Origin of the sequence: Microcystis sp. M090S1, assembly GCF_020246295.1 — a bacterium.
Lineage (GTDB): Bacteria > Cyanobacteriota > Cyanobacteriia > Cyanobacteriales > Microcystaceae > Microcystis > Microcystis aeruginosa.
Map to the genome: position 1 here is coordinate 1 of NZ_JADBTF010000154.1, position 19,720 is coordinate 19,720.

At 41.5% G+C, this 19,720-nt stretch carries 19 protein-coding genes; 10 read left to right on the forward strand and 9 right to left on the reverse strand.

Translation table 11 applies throughout. From position 1 onward, the window contains the following. Positions 1-544: 544 nt before the first annotated feature. Complete coding sequence (locus IM477_RS06780; RefSeq protein WP_287731044.1) at positions 545-3,871, reverse strand: AAA-like domain-containing protein; 3,327 nt, start codon at positions 3,869-3,871, stop codon at positions 545-547. Between the two features lie 245 nt (positions 3,872-4,116). Between IM477_RS06780 and IM477_RS06785 the strand changes: the two genes are divergently transcribed. Together IM477_RS06785 and IM477_RS06790 are read left to right on the forward strand one after the other, a co-directional pair. Continuing rightward, the gene (locus tag IM477_RS06785) at positions 4,117-4,473 is read left to right on the forward strand and encodes a hypothetical protein (RefSeq protein ID WP_190722616.1); all 357 of its coding nucleotides are present in this window, start codon (positions 4,117-4,119) and stop codon (positions 4,471-4,473) included. 117 nt (positions 4,474-4,590) lie between these two features. Beyond that, on the forward strand, positions 4,591-4,827 hold the full coding sequence (locus IM477_RS06790; protein WP_287731045.1) for a hypothetical protein: 237 nt from the start codon (positions 4,591-4,593) through the stop codon (positions 4,825-4,827). A 65-nt stretch (positions 4,828-4,892) separates the two neighbouring features. On the opposite strand, the gene IM477_RS06795 is transcribed toward IM477_RS06790, so the two are convergent. Continuing rightward, on the reverse strand, positions 4,893-5,816 hold the full coding sequence (locus IM477_RS06795; RefSeq protein ID WP_287731046.1) for a lysylphosphatidylglycerol synthase domain-containing protein: 924 nt from the start codon (positions 5,814-5,816) through the stop codon (positions 4,893-4,895). A 38-nt stretch (positions 5,817-5,854) separates the two neighbouring features. Between IM477_RS06795 and IM477_RS06800 the strand changes: the two genes are divergently transcribed. Further along, a complete protein-coding gene (locus tag IM477_RS06800) occupies positions 5,855-6,358 on the forward strand; it encodes a hypothetical protein (protein WP_287731047.1) in 504 nt (167 codons plus the stop codon). Between the two features lie 37 nt (positions 6,359-6,395). Here IM477_RS06800 and patR read toward each other — a convergent pair whose 3' ends face one another. Further along, positions 6,396-7,244, reverse strand: coding sequence for a heterocyst master regulator PatR (patR, locus tag IM477_RS06805; RefSeq protein WP_287731048.1), 849 nt, complete (start codon positions 7,242-7,244; stop codon positions 6,396-6,398). A gap of 274 nt (positions 7,245-7,518) precedes the next feature. On the opposite strand from patR, the gene IM477_RS06810 reads away from it, so the two are divergent. Then, positions 7,519-8,349 (forward strand): tetratricopeptide repeat protein, encoded by an 831-nt coding sequence (locus IM477_RS06810; RefSeq protein WP_287731049.1) that lies wholly within the window; start codon positions 7,519-7,521, stop codon positions 8,347-8,349. Here the strand turns inward: IM477_RS06810 and IM477_RS06815 are convergent, their stop codons facing one another. The 6 genes from IM477_RS06815 to IM477_RS06840 all read right to left on the reverse strand — a co-directional run bounded on the left by IM477_RS06815 (position 8,350) and on the right by IM477_RS06840 (position 14,911). Further along, the gene (locus IM477_RS06815) at positions 8,350-9,207 is read right to left on the reverse strand and encodes a DNA-formamidopyrimidine glycosylase (RefSeq protein ID WP_287692668.1); all 858 of its coding nucleotides are present in this window, start codon (positions 9,205-9,207) and stop codon (positions 8,350-8,352) included. Positions 9,208-9,336: 129 nt separating this feature from the next. After that, positions 9,337-10,680, reverse strand: a complete 1,344-nt coding sequence (locus tag IM477_RS06820) for a cytochrome c biogenesis protein (RefSeq protein WP_287731050.1) — start codon at positions 10,678-10,680, stop codon at positions 9,337-9,339. Positions 10,681-11,108: 428 nt separating this feature from the next. Then, positions 11,109-11,837 (reverse strand): cytochrome c biogenesis protein CcdA, encoded by a 729-nt coding sequence (locus IM477_RS06825; protein WP_002736734.1) that lies wholly within the window; start codon positions 11,835-11,837, stop codon positions 11,109-11,111. Positions 11,838-11,855: 18 nt separating this feature from the next. Beyond that, positions 11,856-12,218: a VOC family protein gene (locus tag IM477_RS06830; protein WP_287731052.1), complete on the reverse strand. Its 363-nt coding sequence runs from the start codon at positions 12,216-12,218 to the stop codon at positions 11,856-11,858. A gap of 2 nt (positions 12,219-12,220) precedes the next feature. Beyond that, positions 12,221-13,177 (reverse strand): ABC transporter permease, encoded by a 957-nt coding sequence (locus IM477_RS06835; RefSeq protein ID WP_287731053.1) that lies wholly within the window; start codon positions 13,175-13,177, stop codon positions 12,221-12,223. Next, the gene (locus tag IM477_RS06840) at positions 13,178-14,911 is read right to left on the reverse strand and encodes a peptide ABC transporter substrate-binding protein (protein WP_287731055.1); all 1,734 of its coding nucleotides are present in this window, start codon (positions 14,909-14,911) and stop codon (positions 13,178-13,180) included. 204 nt (positions 14,912-15,115) lie between these two features. On the opposite strand from IM477_RS06840, the gene IM477_RS06845 reads away from it, so the two are divergent. The 6 genes from IM477_RS06845 (at position 15,116) to IM477_RS06870 (ending at position 19,524) form a co-directional block, all read left to right on the forward strand. Beyond that, positions 15,116-15,355 carry a DUF433 domain-containing protein gene (locus IM477_RS06845; RefSeq protein WP_253845056.1) on the forward strand — a complete coding sequence of 80 codons (240 nt, stop codon included), beginning with the start codon at positions 15,116-15,118 and terminating at the stop codon, positions 15,353-15,355. Between the two features lie 233 nt (positions 15,356-15,588). After that, entirely contained in the window at positions 15,589-16,032 is a 444-nt protein-coding gene (locus IM477_RS06850; RefSeq protein ID WP_287731058.1) for a hypothetical protein, read from the forward strand. A gap of 22 nt (positions 16,033-16,054) precedes the next feature. After that, positions 16,055-18,226, forward strand: coding sequence for an NACHT domain-containing protein (locus IM477_RS06855; protein ID WP_287731060.1), 2,172 nt, complete (start codon positions 16,055-16,057; stop codon positions 18,224-18,226). A 163-nt stretch (positions 18,227-18,389) separates the two neighbouring features. After that, positions 18,390-18,665 (forward strand): hypothetical protein, encoded by a 276-nt coding sequence (locus IM477_RS06860; RefSeq protein WP_147068755.1) that lies wholly within the window; start codon positions 18,390-18,392, stop codon positions 18,663-18,665. Positions 18,666-18,757: 92 nt separating this feature from the next. After that, positions 18,758-19,135: a DUF433 domain-containing protein gene (locus IM477_RS06865; RefSeq protein WP_002778608.1), complete on the forward strand. Its 378-nt coding sequence runs from the start codon at positions 18,758-18,760 to the stop codon at positions 19,133-19,135. Further along, positions 19,132-19,524 (forward strand): hypothetical protein, encoded by a 393-nt coding sequence (locus tag IM477_RS06870; RefSeq protein WP_002791850.1) that lies wholly within the window; start codon positions 19,132-19,134, stop codon positions 19,522-19,524. Before IM477_RS06865 ends, IM477_RS06870 begins: the two co-directional genes overlap by 4 nt. The last annotated feature ends 196 nt before the right edge of the window (positions 19,525-19,720 follow it).

Sequence of the window (19,720 nt, forward strand, 5' to 3'; positions counted from 1 at the left end):
TCGGCTACTAACATTATTGTCCGTTGTCTTTTAACTCAGCGTCGGGTTTTGAAGGGTTGTCATCCGTTGTGATAATTGTACCAGAAGGCAATTGATAGCCTGTTAAATTCCCTTGTTTCCACCACCTCCAAGCCGTTCGATAACTTATTGCTGCTTTTTTTGCATAGTCTGATCGTCTCATGTCTATATATTACTATGCCTGACTATATCTGACTATATTTATATTGAAACTTTACAATACCTAGACTCTCTCGTTGACAAAAGGTCATTAGATAAAATTCTAGCGTTAAAACCAAAAATGTTGGGTTCTTCGTTACTTGGTATGATTCTATAGGGAGACATAAATCGACTAAATCCTGATCTGGCAAGAGATTTAATTGATTAGTTCGCTCCAGATCGCAAACAATTGACAAAAATCGCAGTAATGTCTGTTTCTATAAGGGTTTCATCCCTTATAACCCTGTCCGTTGCATAAGACAAACCGAAGAGATCAAGAAATTAACTAATTAATTTAACCTTCACCCCCCACCCAGTCAAACCAAGTTTAAAAGGTGAATGGTTTTATTTTCCTAGTACACAGGGATAGAGCTTCTCGTTTTTCGGGACGATTCCTGAGATAATCTTCTAACCAAAGACAACCTCGATCGAGCAATTTTTGTAAATAATTATATTCTGTTTCTAAGGGCCATCGATGCTTTCGACCATCCCTAGCAATAATCACAATCTCTTGACTATCAGGACTAAAAGTGATCCCATAGACGATATCTTCTTCTATTTTAAACTCCGAGCGCAAATTTCCGTCCATGTCCCAGCGTCTAGCTGTACCATCCCTTGAAATAGCGGCGATTTTTTCACCATCGGGACTAAAACTAACTCCATAAACGGGAAAAGAATCAGTTTTAATCTCCTTTAAAATATTACCCTGCAAATCCCAAATTTTAATCTTTCCCCGAGTAGCGGTAGCAATTTTTTGATGATCATGAGAAAACACCAAATCATAGATAATATTATCATCGGCTGTCCAGGAATTAATTAATTGAGGCCGATAATTACTTAAATGCCAGTATTGAACTTTTCCCTCGCTTGTTCCCGTGATTATTGCTGTTCCCTCTCCATTAAAAGCAAGACTATAAATCGGTACTTGACTAGCAGTAAATTCTTGAAGCATTGTTCCTTTTTGACTCCAGATTTGTACTTTTCCATTTCTTCCTGTAATCGCTATCTGATTACTATCGGGATGAAAAGCTATACTATAGATTGAGCGCATTTTTGTGGCAAATTCTCTAATTTTTTTACCTTGTGAATCGAGTAAAGTAATCTGACCATCTTTATTAGCAATAGCGATAATATTGCCCTGGGAATTAATGCTAACACTGGTATTATCGGCCCTAGCTTGATTTAAATTGTTCAGTTGCCAAATTTTAGCCGTTTCATCACTCGATCCAGTTACCACCTGTTTTCCATCTTGACTAAATACAGCAGTAAAAACTGATTCTTGATGTCCTCTGAGAGTAGTTATTTCTTCCCCTTGCATTCCCCAAATTTTAGCACTACCGTCACTAGATGCAGTAATTATAAACTTGCCATCAGGACTAAAATTAACACTGTTGACAAAATCTTGATGTCCCTGGAAAGTAGCTATTAAATTTCCCTGTAAATCCCAAATTTTAGCAGTTTTATCGGCCGCTGCCCCAGCAATTTTTTGACCGTCGGGACTAAAATTAACACTATAAAAAGCCTCAATATTTTCTTGACCTAAACTCAAGATAATTTTACCTGATAAATCCCAGATTTTAATCGTACCATCCCGGGAAGCGGTGGCAATTTTTTGACCATCGGGACTAAAACTAGCTGCATCTATCGATCTTTTATGTCCCTTAAATACCTGTAAAGTTTCACCTGATAAATTCCATAATCTAGCGGTTTTATCCCTGGAAGTGGTGACAATTTTTTGACCATCGGGACTAAAACTAACACTATAAACTGATTCTTGATGGTCAGGATAGGTGACTAAATTTTGCCCTTGCAAGTTCCAAATTTTGGCGGTTTTATCTTCGGAAGCAGTGGCGATTTTTTGACCATCGGGACTAAAACTAACACTATAAACTGCTCCTTGATGACCTGTCAAAGTTTGAATATTCTCACCTTTTTGATTCCAAATTTTTACCGTACCATCTTGAGAAGCAGTGGCAATTTTTTGACGATCAGGACTAATACTAACACTATAAATAGTTCCCCGGTGTCCTTGCAGTTGGTTTTTTTCTTGAATGCGATCTAAAATTTGTTGCAGGGTAATAATTGGACTGGTAGCAGGATATTTACCCAGGGTTTGGTCATCAGTAACGATATTTTTTAAACTATTTACTGCTTGCATGGCCGCCATTAAAGATTCTAGTTGTTCAAATTTAAATTGTTGCCAATAACTGTCACCATTGCGCTGTAATTTAATACCTAGTTGAGCGGTTTCTACTTGCTGCCACGCTTGTTTTACCTGGACAAAAGCTAAGAGAGAACCCAAAAGAGAAGCAATTAAAATTACCGAGCCAATTTGAATTCTTTTGGTGGCTTTTTGGTGAGCAATTGCTAGAATTTTATTAGCTTGCTTCTGAGTTTCTAGGCTAATTTCTGCCTCTCTTTTATCGAGATTTTGACTAGCAGTTAAAAACTGATAATCAAGATTACTTAAGCTTTTACCCTGAGACCAATCGAGGGCATTATTTAAAGCTTTTCCGCGTAAAAGCCGCGATTCATCGGTATAATTAGACTGTTGCCACGCGGCGATTGCTTCTGAGTAGGGACGCAATTGCTCTAATTGTTTTTCCAGCCAATTGAGATTAAATATTTCTCGATAAATAGGATTATAAACTACTAATTGATTATCCTTTTTTACCACTAACCCCGATAACCTTAATTCCCCTTGTTCTGGACTATCATCGCACAGGATTGCACCTTTTTCTAAAATTTGTTGATAGATGCCTAACAAACGACCCGCTTTGTCTTTATTTCTTAACAAGCGATCGGCAATAGTTCGCAGATGAACTGGTTCATCATTAGATTCCCAATTATTAATAATTCTCTCTTTGATCAGCGTCTCAATATCTAAATTACTTTCCAGCAATAGCTGACAGATTTTCTGGGTTAAAAATGGCTGTCCTCCCGTCCAAAAAATAACTTTTTCTAAGCAGTCGGGTTGATAATTACTTTGACCGGATAATCCCGCGGCTAGAGGAGCAATTTCTGCAAGATTAAATCCCGTTAATTCGATCGCTTGGCCGATATTAAAAGATGTTTGGGTCTTTTCGCGAATTAAATCTGCTGGGGTAGCAACACCGAATAAAGCGAAAGTAATTCTTTCATACTGGGCATTTTCCGCTCTTTGGTTATAACAATAACGAATCAGGGAAAAAAAGTCATCTAGAGAAAACTGTAAACTGAGAATTTTATCGATCTCGTCGATAAAAATATATATTTTCTCTCCCCGACAATAAACTAATAAAACTTCCTCGATAAATTGTCCCAAACGCTGCACGGGAGGTAAATCCTCTCGCTCGCGCAACCAGGATTTAAGATTAATTTTTCCCGTCAGATTAAATCCTAAAAACAAACGGGTAATCACCCCGTTATACCATTGGGATAAATTATCATTACTACCAAGACTGGTTATATCTACCGCCGCACAATCCATGCCCGATTGCTGTAAAATATGAGTCACTCGTACCCTTAAACTGGATTTACCCATCTGACGACAGTTAAAAACGTAGCAAAATTGACCATTTTTCAACGCCGTTAACAGTTCTCGATCGGCATTTCTCTCGATATAGGTAGGATGGTTATAGGCAAGACTACCCCCGACACGATATTGATAATTCATTATCCTTAAACAAAATTATTCCAATGTCACCAACGGAAATAAAATAGACAATGGGAGCATCTCACCTTTGTAACCCCTAAATCAGGTTTTTATGTCAAGCTATTTTGAAAGCCTTGCTAGAAAACAGTTTTAGGGATAAGTATAATTACTCACTTGCATAAATGAGATGCTCCCATAGACAATTGTGATGGAGATATCTATAATGCAAGGATAATCGCTATTGACAACCTATCCCCAAGGCAATTATGAAGAAAACTTTTTTCACCTCCATCGCCGTTAGTGCCACCCTCGTCAGTGGTATTGTTTTAGGTACTCTTGATGCTGGCAGTGCCTCCGCTTGTGCTTTCGCTAAAGCTAAAGGCATTTTTGGCAGCAATACCACCTTCCCTGTGGATGCTAACAAACTTATTTTAGGGGTTGCCGCCGCTACAGGAGCAATCACCGTAGCCGGTGTTTTAAGTTACCGTCGTTTTCACTCCGGGCAGCCTCCTGAAGATGCCGCCGCTAAGCTGCCGTCGGTATTTCCTATCCCCATTCCCTCCGTCGCTTTAAACGCGGCAGTGGAGGCGGAAGAAGCGGCAGAAACCAGCAAAATATCCTAAAAATCTGCTATATTTCCTCAAAAAAGGTGTTGGCATCCCCGCAGCTTTCCCGCTAGGCAACACCTTTTTCTGCCTAATTGTGTCCCAGTTATCAGAATTTTCAGCGATTTTTAAGTTATGTTAAAAGGTGCAACCCTACCACCAGAGGTAAAGATGGGCAACTCTATCACATTTTCTGACACCCCACTTCACAAAGATCATCACACTTGGGAGCATTTAAAACAAGCCATCGCCGCTAGTTCCGGTTTTCGGCGTTGGCAGCAAGAACAACTAGAATCAGGTAAAAATAGAGACGATGCTGATGCTCGCATTTGTTCCTATCTACGGGAAACTTTAGAAACTTTAGCCTACTAGATTGATGCTCCCCAGCTATGACTGCATGGGGACTTTTTTTGTCCGTTTAAGCTAATTTGAAGACCTTATTTTCTGCGCGCCTCGTAACCCAACAACCAGACAAAAGCGACAATTAAAGGCAGGAAATAATAAATAGCTCGATAGGCGATTAAAGAGCCTAAAAGCTCGGCATTAGATACATATTCGGGGCGTAATCTCAGCATGATAAACTCAAAAACACCTATTCCTCCCGGCACATTGCTTAATACCCCTGCCGTCATGGCAAATACATAGAGACCGAAAAATCCTAAAAACGAAGTATTATAGTTGTCTGGGAGAAGAAGATAGAGAACTCTAGCGGCTAATATCCAATCGATAAAAGTAACCAAAATCAAAGCCAGGGAAAGAGTCCAAGAGGGTAAATAGATATTTTCTTGGCCGATTCTTATTGGTTTTTTATAGGTGAGAGTCAAGAAAAAATATCCCGTAACCAGCAATAAAAAAATTATTCCTAAAGGTTTAGTAGTTAAAAAAGGTAATTTTAAAAGTTGAGGAATCCGTTGGGGATCGAGGAGGAAACTTAAACCACCAATCCCTAACATTCCTAACCAAAAGCTTAAATGGGTAAAAGTAATAACTTTGGCAATATCCACCACCCCCACCCCCGCAGTAGTATAGAAACGATAACGGATTGCTGTCCCAGAAAATAAGGTCAAACCAATGGTATTACCAAGAGCATAACTGATAAAAGCAGTGCGGATAATAGTGCCTAAAGCTAAGGGATGATTGATATAATAAAAACCTAGGCGATCATAACCCGTCATCGACAAATAACCCAAAGCCATCCAAAAAATAGCTTCTAGCTTACGACTTGTGGTAATATGATCCAAACTAGCCAAGAGTTGGGCAAAAGTGTAGTGTTTAAATTCTTGACTAATTGCCCAGACCGCTAGAATAAATAAACTCAAGGACAGGATAATCGGAGCAAAACGCAGGATTTTTTTATACATCTTACTTTTTACGAATTACTTTTGACTCATTAAAATTTATGAAAAGATCAAAGTTAGATTTAGCTAAACGTTTAAATCGATCCCGAAAAAGGAAATATGATAAATTCCTGACTTCCTCCTTATATTTAACAATTATTCTGGGTTTATCTTATCTACTCTACCTCAATCTTCCTTGGTCTTTTCATCTTTTTGTGCATTGGGTGACTAAAGGGGGTGATTTAGACAAAATTCCTGCCAAATTTTATGCAGAACTTAATCAATTATGTTTGAGGGCAGATAGTAGGGGGGAAGTAAGAACGAGAAACTATACAGAACATACAGAAATCGCCGAATCTCTTGGTACATTTAGATGTACTTTAGTTAATGGTGGTCAAGAATGGTTAATAGAAGATTATAAATCTTTTAGTTCTGCCGATGAAGCGATTTTAGGCACTCAGTTAGCGGTTTTTATCGCCGAGATTTTGGGAACGGATTATAGTTATAACATTCGCGCTTATATTCCCAATACTAAGTATCAAATAGCTCCCAAAACCAAATCCTAGACTAGGGATGGGTTTCTCACCCATCCTTAGAAAAAAATTAGTTTTCCGATACGGGTTTTGGTCGGGAAGGCCGAGGGATAGGGGATTGTCCGGGGGGAAAAGGTCGTTTTTCTCCTTCCCCCGAAAGATGACGATTTTTATCAAAAGGCTTTTTAAAACCTCCCTTACCCATCGGTTTTTTCTTGCTGGCAAAACCGAGGTCTAAACCTTCCAAAATGGTTAAGGCATCTCCTTTAAGTTGTACCTGAAAATCCCAAAAACGACTGATCGGTTTACCAGATAAAGTACCGCGCAATTTTAGTTTAAAAAACTTGGGTTTGTCCGCTTCAGTTTTGGGCATTTGTCGGATTTTGACCACTACCGCTTGATTTTCCCGTTCGGTAAAGATGACTTCGCCTCGAATCGAGAAATAACCCGGGGTAGAAGCGAGGAGAGGCTCTATCTCCTGATCATCCTCCTTTTTCAGGGTTTCTGGTTCCCAAACACCGACAATCTGAACATGAAGGGCATCATTTTCCTGACGGGTGCGCGGATAAACCACCCAAAGATGGGGTTTTTCCAGATCGAGATGATTTTTAACCAAACTGATCACCCGACCGAGAATCACAGAATCGATCAGAGTACCATCGGCAGTTAAAATATTGCCTTTAGTTAATTGTTCCTCCGATCGCTGATAATGGCCATAGACGAGACCGATCGCCCGATACTGCCGCAGATGACTGGGAGGGGGGATCGGTTGTTGACGTTTGACTTCTGCGGGGGTGGCTGACTCTACGGCTAAATCAGCCTCGGTATGGGGGGATTCAAGGGGGACTTCCTGAATTTCCACTTCAGGGGTCGGGGGGGTTTTCGGTGATTCGGTAAACCGATTCCCAGGACGATTCATATCACACTCCTAGCGGCGGAGACACATAGTAAATTAGTAATCAAGCAAGTCAAAAGCGCGATCTGGGGGGTTACAATAACCCTCTAGGGCGACTCTACTGGCATCTAATATATTAAGAACCATGATCTTTTGACTGTCAACCCAGTCAAAACCCTTTTGAGTCTTGACCGTTTGCCCATTGTACTTAATAAAGAGCGGCCAATTCGATCGATCCCCTCATCAAATCTCCAGATTTCCAGAACATTTTCCTCTCTGTCCCCTCGCACCCCAGTCTATGAAAGCCTCTCTCTCTCACCGTCGTTGGCTGTCCATCGGTCTCGTCCTGATGTTATTTGCTTTGCTGTCTTTCTCGATTATGCCGCTATTGACTTCTATTCTCAAAAGTCAGCACTCCTCGGGCCAGAGTCATCTGTCCGCAGTCAAACAAGAGGAATTAGCCAGTCAAGCACTGGGTTATCAGATGGTTTTAGAGCGCGAACCCGATAATCAGACGGCTTTGCGGGGATTATTAGATACTCGCTTACAGCAGGGCGATTTAAGGCAAGCGATCGAACCTTTAGAAAAATTAGCGCAACTTAACCCCCAACAATCCGATTATCTGCTACTTTTGGCGGAAGCGAAACAGCAAATAGAGGACTATGCAGGAGCCACAGGCAGTTATCGCGCTCTTTTAGCCTCCCATCCCCAAGAGCTGCGGGCCTTAACTGGATTAACTAATTTATTTCTCAGCCAAAACCGCTCGATCGAGGCGATTAGTCTGGTCAAAGACACGCTCGATCGCGCTTTAAAAGCTGCTGCCGATCCCAATAATCCTGCTAGTTTAATCGATATCGTTTCCGTTCAGTTACTTTTAGGCAAAATCTATTTCGAGCAGCAAAATTATCCGGAAGCTTTAAACGCCTATAAACAAGCTCAACAGATGGATGTTAACGATTTCCGACCGATTTTGGCAGCGGCGATCGTACTAAAAGAACAGGGCAAAAATCAAGAGGCTCAACCCCTCTTTCAAGATGCTCTCAGTCGCGCTCCTTTTGCTTACAGACAGGAGATTCAGACCCTAGCCGACGAAAATAACAAAATTGAAGCCACAGCCCCTAATCAGTGATCAGCTTTTTCTCCCTTCTCCCCTTGAGACTTGACACTGGGGACAAAAATGAGCCGAGCGCCCACTTAATTTAATTCTGGCAATAGTTGCACCGCAAAGGCGACAATTTTCGCCATTACGACCGTAAACCCAGGCCATCGCCCCATAATTGCCATTAACTCCCGTAACGTGGAGAAAATCGCTAAAACTGGTTCCGCCTTCAGCGATTGCAGTTTCCAATACAGAAATAATGTTTTTTGTCAATAAGTCTATTTGCTCAATTTTTAAGAGATTGGCGGCAGTTTGGGGATGGATACCACTTTTAAAAAGAACTTCATCCGCGTAGATATTGCCAATTCCTGCGACTACATTTTGATCGAGGAGAAAAGTTTTAATCGGACGACGACTTTTTTGACAGTGACTATAGAGGTAATCGGGGGTAAAATTGCGATCAAAGGGTTCTAGTCCCAGTTTTTTGAGACCGGTAATCACAGTTTCTGGGGTTTTATCGGCGGCAATCCACCAAATTTTCCCGAAAGTGCGGGTATCAACAAAACGCAATTCTTGCTGATTGGCAAAAAAGAAGCGTAAGCGCGTATGAATCGGCAGGGGAGTGGTATCTTTTACCCAGAGCAATTGTCCAGTCATACGCAGATGAACCCCGATACTGCTACCATTATCTAAATTGGCGAGGAGATATTTGCCTCGGCGCTGCCAATTGCTAATCGTGGTCTGAGCAATTCCTTGCAGAAAAGTTGCCTCGCAATTAGGGTAGGCTAGGGTACGCTGTAATAATACTTCCCCACCGATAATTTTTTGGCCCTGGGTAACTTGATTTAACCCGCGACGCACCGTTTCTACTTCTGGCAATTCTGGCATATAAGTAAGTAGGGTTTACTGAAAAAGTTTGTTGGTGGAGTTAGGAGTCAGTAGCCGGTCGTCAGGAGTCAGGAGTCAGTAGATAAACAGAACTTTTTATCGTGAAACGACACCAGATTAAGGTCAATTCTACTTTAACTTTAGCCTTTCGATGGTATCAATTATTTCCCGTTCAAAACTGACTTGAGCGCGATTAGTTTTACCACCAATATAAAAGCGATCACCCGATTGTAAAGCCCAAATTTGGGAATGGGAAAAGTAACTCATTACCACTCCCATCATCAATAAACCAAAACCTAAATAGACAATAGGCACTCCCGGATCTGCCTTAATTTGTAAACCTGTACTGCCCACTAATTCGACTATTTTTAGATTAACTCCATTGATAGGAATCGTCATTCCTTCTCGTACAGCAGAGGTTAAATCTCCCTTAGCATCATAGACAACTAACGTACCTTGTAAATCTCTGGCTAAAAGAGAAACTCCCTCACTAAGATCGGTTTTAGTCGGAATCCAAGTTCCCCAGATTTGTCCATTACCTTTCGTGTCTAAACTAGCCATCGGTAGCTGTAGGATCGGACTATTATTCACCTGTACTTTTACCCCAGCAATCCCCCAACTGGTTTGATAAAAAGTCACCCCTTTATGGTGCAAAGGTTGATTAACTTGAATAGTTTTGCGATCGATCTCCTGTCCTTGATTATCGATCACCGACAAATCAGAATAAAATTGTTCTATATCACCTTTAGGACTATAATCAATCCAAAAACGATTAACTTTAATCCCCCAATCCTTAGGGAGAGAATTTTTAGATAAGGGTCCAGCTTCAATAATATTTTTAACCTGAAAACTATCGCCACTAGCTACCATTTCTTGAGCGAAAAACCCGGTTAACGCTCCCCAGATCGCTCCTGCTAAAATAATTAACATGGCTGCATGAACGATAATCGGACCGATTTTACCAATCAGACCTTTACGAGCATAAAGACTGTTATTTTCTAGAAAAACTTTGTAGCCTTTTTTTTCTAACAAAGGGGTGAGGGATTCTAGGGAACCGGTTTCTAATTCGGCACTTAAAGCTAGTTTTTGAAATTGGCGAGATTGTTGATAAAATTGCCAGTTTCTGGCGGCCTTTAAAGCGGGAAATTGTCGTCGGAAGGTGCAAGCGGTTAAACTGGAACCAAAGAGAATTAATAATGATAGATACCACCAAGTGCTATAAACATGATTTAATCCCATTAGTAATAAAACTTTCCAAGTCAGAAACCCAAATAAAGCGGGTTTTTCAGGATAATTAGCTTGGTAGAAAGATAGAGATTGACCCTGTTCGATTACTGTCCCAGAAATGCTAAAAATAGCGATTAAAAGTAAAAGGATAATTGCTAATCGCAGATCGGCAATAGTCTGGATAAATTTACGTCCCCATCGGAGCGGTGTATTTTTTAAATTTGAGGAAGTTTCCGATATAGTCATAGGACCTCTTGTAAAGATCAAAAATTGTTGTTAGGGTTAGGAGTTAGTAGCCAGTAGTCAGTAGTCAGGAGAATTAAGAATGAATAATAATCAATTAGGCTGCATCTCACATTTGCAGAAACATCGACAACCAGCAATTATCAGTGATTCTTAAATTATCACAGATATATCAGCAGCTGTCTGTAGGCATCCCACCGAAAAGCTAATGCGCTCCGGGGTTTGGGGGGTTCTACCCCCCAAAAGCTTGGATTGAGTGATAAAATCGGAAGTAATGATCAATTTTAGAAGATAGTTTACCTTTAAAAATCCCAACTCAGCAGATTTACAAAAATGAGCAGTTTTTAAACCCTCAAAAATTAATTATGCAAGAGGTTCTATAGTTAAAAGTTGGGCCATTTTAGCCAATTATCCATTGTAACTCTCCACCATCACAGCAGACGGGATAATAAAGAAAAAACTCCAAAACCGATTAATAAAACCCCACTGACAGGATTAATCCACCCGGACCATTGACGCAGGGAAAGAAAGCTTTTCAGCGAGGCAGTAAAAGAACCGACGATAATTAAGGGTAAAACATAGCCAGCAGTGTAGGATAACAATAATCCCCCTCCTAAGCTTAAATCCCCCGTATTTGCCACCCATGCCAATAACGTTGCTAGAACAGGTGTACTGCAAGGAGAAGCGATTAAACCAAATGTTAAACCGAGAAGATAGGACCGCAAAATCGGGGGAAAATCGCCGGTAATCCAATCGGTAGCGCCAAGGGAAGGGAAGCGCAGGGGTAATAATTCCAAGAGGTTTAACCCCATCAAAATAGCGATCGCACTGACGATAATTGGTAAACCGATCCCCACCTGTCCATAGACTTTTCCTAAAGTAGCGGCAATTAGTCCCAATCCCGCTAAGGTGGTGGCTAATCCCAGAGAAAACCATGTGGACTGCCAAAAAGCCGCTAAACGACCTTGATTTTCGTAACCCCCGATATAAGCGACGGTAATCGGCAACATCGACAGCATACAGGGGGTAAGACTGGTGAGTAAACCGGCTAGAAAAATCACGGCAATACTGACAAAACTAAGGTGAGTTAGTTGGGAAGTCACTAAGCGATCAGCGTATTGTTCAAGGTGATAGAGTTGAGTCTGTAATTGGTCTAACATATCGGGGAATTTTTCAGGCTAAATTTGGCTCATTTCTAGGATATTACCATCGGGATCACTGACAAATAATGCCTTTCTGCCTGAGGCACTCATTTGAATTGTATAACCTTGACTTTCTAGATAGTTAACCATGGTTGCCACGTCATCAATAGCGAAGGCAATATGAGGATTGCGTCCCCATTTTTCGGGATTGGGACGGTAGTTTTGGTAATTGGTATCGACAATTAAATGAATTTGATAATCTCCCACTTGATACCAAACCCCATCGTATTGCAAAGGGCGATCGATTCTAGCCAATCCTAGAACATTTTCGTAAAAGTTAACGGCTTTTTCTAGATCGGTGACTAAAATCGCCGTGTGTAAGGATTCTGTAATGTTCATAGTTAATATCTGACTCGCGGATCGAGCCAACTATAGGTTAAATCGGCAATTAAGTTAAAGATAACAATTAAAATCCCATAGATAAAGGTAATCGCCATCACTACGGGGGTATCACTGCGGGAAATAGAATCAATTAATAAAGCACCGATACCCGGTACACGAAACACTTGTTCTGTAACTAAAGCACCGGTAAAAATTGAGGGAATATCGAGAGCAATCAGGGTGACAACGGGGATTAAAGCATTACGCACTATATGCTTAGTTAGGACAGAAAAATTAGTTAGTCCCTTGGCTAAGGCAGTTTTAACGTACTCTTGGTGAATTTCTTCAGTTACGGAAGAACGCACGAAACGCATCAACATCGCCCCTTGATATAAGCTTAATACGGTTATGGGCATAATTGACTGTTTAACCTGCTCGATCAAACTATTAAAATCGCTGATTTCTAGGGTACTATTATAAAAAGATGGTAGCCAATTTAACTGCACACTAAAGATAATAATTAATAATAATCCCGTCACAAAGGTGGGTAAAGAAAAGCCAAGTAGCGAAAAGGTAGAGATGATTTTGTCTAACCAAGAATAGCGCTTGACTGCTGAAATTACGCCTAAAGGAAAAGCAATTAAAACCCCGAAAATATAGGCAATACCGACAATCCAGAGAGTTGTGGGTAAACGCTGCCAAATGAGGGTAAAAACCGGGCTGCGACTGGTGAAAGAATAGCCCATATCTCCTTGAAGAAATGCTAACAACCACTTGACATAACGCACCGGAAGGGGTTGATCTAATCCGAGACTTTTGCGAATATTTTCTCGCACCGCTTCGGTGATAGCGGGATTAGCTGCAAATTCCCCCATCGGATCCCCCGGCGCTAGGGCCAAAATGCCAAAAACCACCATACTAATAGCTAAAAGAGTGGGAATCGAAAATAATAATCTTCTCAGAAAATATTTGAGCATTTATTTACTACGCTTCCAGTCCTTGATGTTCCAAGTATTTCTATCCCAGGGAGTTAATTCAAACCCCGACAAACTATTGCTAATTGCCACCACATCGGCACGATGAACTAGGGGAATAATCACAAAATCATTAATTAACATATCATTCATTTTAATTGCTATTTCTCTCCGTTTTTCTGGGTTTAATTCTTGACTAAAAGCTTGCCATAATTTATCGTATTCAGGATTGCAATAACGAGCATAATTATCTCCGGCCCAACCATCAGCTTTTTGGGGAATTTCGCTACAAGTAAAGGTTTTAAAATAGGCTTTCGGATCGGGACTATTATTACCTGTAGTGTACATTTGTAGGTCAGCATAAAACTTTTCTACCGTGTCATCGTTAGCAGGATCGCTAGAAAAGAAAATACTGGCATCAATAGTTTTTAATTCTACTCCTACCCCGATCGCTTGTAAACTTTGTTTGATAATTTCTTGGGTTTTCTGACGGAGAGGATTGACAGTGGTTTGAAAAACTAATTTCATTTCTACCCCATTTTTATCCCTAGTGCCATCACCATTACTATCTTTCCATCCCGCATCATCTAGTAATTTATTAGCCTTTTCTAGATTAAATTCATAGCGAGTATTGGGCGAATTATATTCCGATGGCATCACAATAAAATTAGGAGTTGTTTTCCCAGTAATACCATAAAGCTGCGTGGCAATAGTATCTCTATCAACGGCTAAAGATAAAGCTTCTCTTACTTTTACATCACTCAAAAAAGGATGGGGAAACTTAATACTAGACCTCTCACCTTCGGGAGTAGCTTGATTAGGATCGCTCAGATTAAATAAAACTCGTTCAATCAAAGAACCGAAACTAGATATTAACTGACCCCGACCCGCTTTTTCTAAATCACTTAAAACCTTAGCCTCTACTTGCAAATTATAGGCATAATCCGCCTCCTGTGTCTGTAAAACCGCTCGTGCCGCCGAAGTGGCATCACCTCCTCCTTTTAATTCTATTCTTTGAAAACCCAATTTATCCGCTTCTCGAAAGAAAGAATTTTGTTCATAAACCGCCGTATCTCCCGGTTTAAATTCTACCACTTTATAGGGGCCAGTTCCCACCGGTAATAAATTAGCAGGGGCCTGGCGTGCCGTTTCATTGCTATACTTTTCATAGAGATGAGCGGGTAAAATCATCCCTTCTGTCCCCACAAAAACTAATGACCACGCGGGATTAACTTGCTTAAAAGTTATTTTAACTGTATGGGGATCGATCGCTTCCACAGTTTTAACTATTTCATAATTGCCAGCGCTAGTAGAACCAGTTTTCGGATTGGTAATAAAATTATAGGTAGCGATGACATCTTTGGCAGTAAAAGGAGTACCATCTGACCATTTAATATCTTTTTTTAGCTTCCATGTCACCGATTTACCATCCCGGGCAACTCCCCCATTTTCAATAGTAGGAATTTCTGCCGCTAAAAAAGGAACTAATTCCCCTTTTTCATCGAAACTAGCCAAAGGTTCTAAGGTAATGCGACTCGCTTCTGAGTCTTTAAATCCCGTGGAGAGATGGGGATTTAAAATCGTCGGCGCTTGCCAATATAAAAGTTTTAAAGTTTCTGAATTATTATTGGTCGTTGCTGGGGGATTATTAGCTGTTTGTTGACGACAAGCACTAAAAAGCAGCGTACAACTAAGGGATAAAATCAACAGGGGCAAGAAAAGCGATCGCTTAAACATTTTTAGTGACAATCAATAATTCAACAGGGTGACTTAGGTGATTCCCTACCCCACCAATAACAAGTTATCAGACATTGAGTCTTGATCTCGATCGATTAATTGATTATTTGCCCTCATCCATTCCTAGTCAAGTTAAATCGATCGTGCTATAATAGCGGGCCTGTACTAGACAATAAAATTCTAGGCACGGCGACGAAAATGCTTATGACCTTATTTCATCAGGGTGCGACAGCAGAGGAAATCGTTAATCGTTACCCATCACTAAACCTAGCTGACGTTTACGCCACGATCGCTTTTTACCTCAAGCACCAATCGGAAGTAGAATCCTACTTGCAACAGCGACAACAGCAAGCACAGGAGATTCCGGTAATCAATCAAGGGAGATTTGACCCCCAGGGATTGCGAGATCGCTTTCTTGCGCGTAAAGCAGCGCGGCAAGCATGATTAAGCTTCTGGTTGATGAGAACTTTGATAATACTTAACTGGTGCGTTACGGCGGATTACTAATTTTGGTTTTTCATTCCAAGGTTATCACCGCCTAACGCACCCTACAAAATTGCTTTTGCATGAGTAGAAAACGGGTTTCTTGGAGAAACCCGTTTTCTGTGCGTTACTCAAGGGATTTAGTATGACTTCACAGATTAATATAGGAATAAATCTTCTTGGTAAAAAATATTATGTTTGGCAAGAAACAACCGAAACAACCGAACCAAGCGCAAAGTATGAGCGGTGTAACCGTCAATAGCGGTGTCGTTCAACAAGCTCAAGCGGGGCGCGATCTCCAGCAAATTCAATCAGGAAATCTGAAAACCCAACAGGAAATCACCAATACAGAGGTGGTTAAGCAGTTGGAGAATTTGGAAACAGCAGTGAAAGCCTCAGCCCTGACTCAAGAACAGAAAGATGAACTCCTCGATTATCTGCGCCCTGCCAAGCGCGAAGCAGCAAAGGAAGAGGGGAGCAAGGATTTAGTTGGACAAAATCTAAAACAGGTCAATGAGACGCTGAAAACGGTAAAAGAAACCACAGAGGCGGGAAAAAGCCTGTGGCAAACTGGACAGGAGGTTTTTAATGCGATCGCACCTTGGCTGGGTGTAGCGGCGAAATTTATCGGGCTATAGAACGTTTTATGAGGTACGAGTAATGGCTTCCCAGGATCAGAATATTGACCATAGTAGGATCACCAATAGTTCGGTTCAGCAGGTACAAGCTGGACGGGATGCTGTCAGCTTTCTCAATAGCCATGATAACCAAGTCATCATTGAAAATACTTTTCTGCGCTTGTTTGGCATCTCAGAGTCAAGCCAAGTAGATTGGGATTGGGGCAAGCTGTTACTAGAAAAGAAACAGTTGCCGGAAATTCGCCAGCGTTTGACTGATACTTTGGGGCGCGATCGCATTTTTATGGATGTGGCAATCGCAGAACAGCCATCCTGGGTAAATCGATCGCCCTTGGAAGCAGATCGCAGGTTGCAAATTGATGGGGAAGATTGCGGCATTCTCGATCCCAATAAAATGCTAATTGAAACCTTTGGACGGGATGATATTAAAGGGACACTGCTAATTTTAGGTGCGCCTGGATCGGGGAAAACTACAGCGTTGTTGAGCTTAGCTGAACAGTTGGTTTGTGGTGCGTTAGCGCAGCCGAAAACCGTTATTCCAGTTTTGTTTGAGCTTTCTACCTGGCGCGATGATAATCAAAGTATTCACGATTGGCTGATTGAACAATTATATGATTTGCACGGGGGCAACCGAAAACGCAAAATCTATGAGCAATGGTTAGAGAGACAGATATTATTGCCTCTGTTGGATGGTTTAGATGAATTAGGGTTAGAAAGACAGAAAAAATGCACTGACAAGCTGAATGAGTTTGCGAAGAAATATTCCCAAATGGTGGTTTGCTGTCGGGTCAAGGAATTTGAAACAGTAAATATCAAGCTTCATAACCTCAGAGGTGCGGTGTGTCTCCAGCCTTTATCTGATGGGCAAATTGAGGCTTATCTTCACAGTATCCACCGCTCGGAATTGTGGTCAGCCATGCAGACGAATCCTGCGTTACAAGCCCTTCTAGAAACGACTCCAGAGGGCGATCCTGGCTTATTGCGAGTGCCTCTATTCGTTAGGTTGACCGCCGATGTGTATGATCCGAATAACCCCATTCTCAGCCGAAAAGACCTATTGGAGAAGTATATTGAGCGTCAGTTATCTTTTGATCGGCGAGAGCGCGATCGGCGTAAAGGATTAAAAGGGCGCAAGTGGGCATACAAAACCGTAGAAGCGGAACCAAAGCTACAGGAAACTATCAGCAGTCTGAGCTGGATAGCACGGCAATTACAGGCTAACAATACGGTGGAATTAATGATTGAGCAAATGCAACCGAGTTGGATCGAGTCTCCACGATTGCAAGGTAATTACAAGCTAATTTTAGGACTAAACCTTGGGCTAATTTTAGGGCTATTTGGAGGAATGAGTGGAGGACTGATAGGGTGGAAAATTGGGGCAGGGGTAGTGTTTGAAAAACCATTTTTGGGATTAATTGGAGGATTGAGTGGAGGACTAGCCGGAGGATTGATGGTAGGGAATAAGATGGGGTTGGGGTTTTCCAGCGAAATCAAACCGGTAGAAACATTCCAAGTGCAGATATCAGCCGAAGCAATACTAAAAATATTAAGAGAATTTACTGATGGATCGGCTCATGGAATTGTCTCGGCATGGTTTTTGGGCAAAATTTCTGGATGGATTGTTGGGATGATTTATGGGTTGTTAATGTGGTCGAAAGGAGGTGTAATTCTTGGACTGTTTTGGGGCCTATTTATGGGATTCTTTGTATTTTTTATTGTAATGAGTTTTTGGTTTATTGTGGCATCACTACTTGGAGGTCTAATTCAAGGAATGAAACAAGAATTAAAGATACGAGTGCTTGCTAATCAGGGGATCTGGAACTCCTTGCAAAATATGTGGTTGATGACTATTCTAAGTTTCCCTCTCTTCGCAATATCAGCTAAATTGTCGAATATTTCATTATTCTTTGAATCTTTTCATCCTTCATCAAATATAGGAAGTGTTTCTATTTCTTCCTCGGCTGCAATTGGACTGCTTATGGCAGTGATCTTTTCTTTGAATGCTGGTGGCGGGTTAGCCTGTATGCAGCACCTTTCCCTGCGTATTGTCCTTTGGCGAAGTGGCACAATTCCTTGGAATTTTGCCCGCTTCCTTAACTACTGTGTCGAGAGGCGTTTGCTGTTGCGTGTTGGTGGGCGTTACCGTTTCCTGCACCGCGAATTACTCGATCATTTTGCCCAGAGTGGTAGCTGATCATGTATGGCTGAGTTGGCGAAAAGAAAAACATAGCGATCGCAATCTTGTAGGGTGCGTTCCCTAATGTGGCTCCCACTGCTCCACTAGCAGTAGGCTAATCTGGCTAACACGCTTTTGGGCGTGATATACGGAAAAGTTACAGCAAAAAAGGAGGTTTATTATGGCTGAACGATTAGCAGTTGATGTTTCACCAACTTATGAAAGTGGATTTCTTGGTAGGCGAGGAGACGATAAATTTCCTTGCACCGGAGCAAGAATAACACGGGTGGAATTCCACAAAGAGGTTTCCAAACACCGTATTACTCCCTTTGATGATGGCATAGGACGGGGTGACGCTCACACAAATGATACTGAACTGCCAGATGTTGGAGTTCACTACTGGCTAGATGCAGGAACGAGGCTGAAATACATTTTGAAGGTCTGGGTTGAGGATTAAGGATTTTGTGAATCAGTCGTTGGGGGGCGTTGGCTCCCCTTGCTTTTTTTGTGCGCTACTATGGAATTAAATGATTAAAAGCTAAGACTGCTATGGCACTGGCATCGAATGGACAAACAGCTATAATCCGCACAGAGCGAGGGCTTACAATTGCGGATACTCGTATTACTCTGTATGACGTAATCGATTATCTCAAAGCTCAGTATCCACCCAAGTTTATTCGTGATGCCTTCAATCTTACAGATGCTCAGATTCATGCTGCCCTTTCCTACATTGAAACACATCGAACAGAAGTGGAAGCAGAGTATCAGGAGGTTTTAAAGACTGCCGCAGAAACTAAACAATTTTGGGAAGAGAGGAATCGCGAACGTTTTGCTCGGATCGCTGCTACTCCTCCTCGTCCAGGCTATGAAGCGGTTAGAGCTAAACTTCAGGAACGGAGAGCAAAGCGGGAAGCGAAGAAGCAATGATTGTTCTGGCTGATTACAACTTGAATCGGCAGGCAATTCTGATCTCTGGAAGTCTTGTTGTTAGCGGGTTATTAGATCTCGCTCTAATTCGGTTGAGGACATTTGAAGACGTTGGCTTACCCGCAGACAGCAATGATCGAGTAGTTTGGAGATTTGCCCAAACCAACGGGATGCTCTTACTTACGGCAAACCGGAATGCGAAGGGTGAAGACTCGTTGGAACAAGTAATGCGTGAAGAAAATCAACCGACTTCATTTCCGATCATTACGATTGGCGATCCGGATAGGGTCAATGAATCTGACTATCGAGAACGCTGCGTTGAAAGGCTTGTAGAAATTGTGATCGATATCCAAGACTATATGGGGGCTGGTCGGTTGTTTATTCCATAAGGTGATTGGCGCATCATATCTGTTGGTGACACAGCATAACAACCCCAATGCACACCGACCGACGAAAGCTAATGGGACTTAGACAAAAAACAAATCGAGAAAAGCCTCAACTCCAATTCCCGCTTGGGATTTACTTCGAGAAGCCCAAAATCGCTGAAACCCAGATAGATCAAGGAAAATCATAAATCGAGGTTAA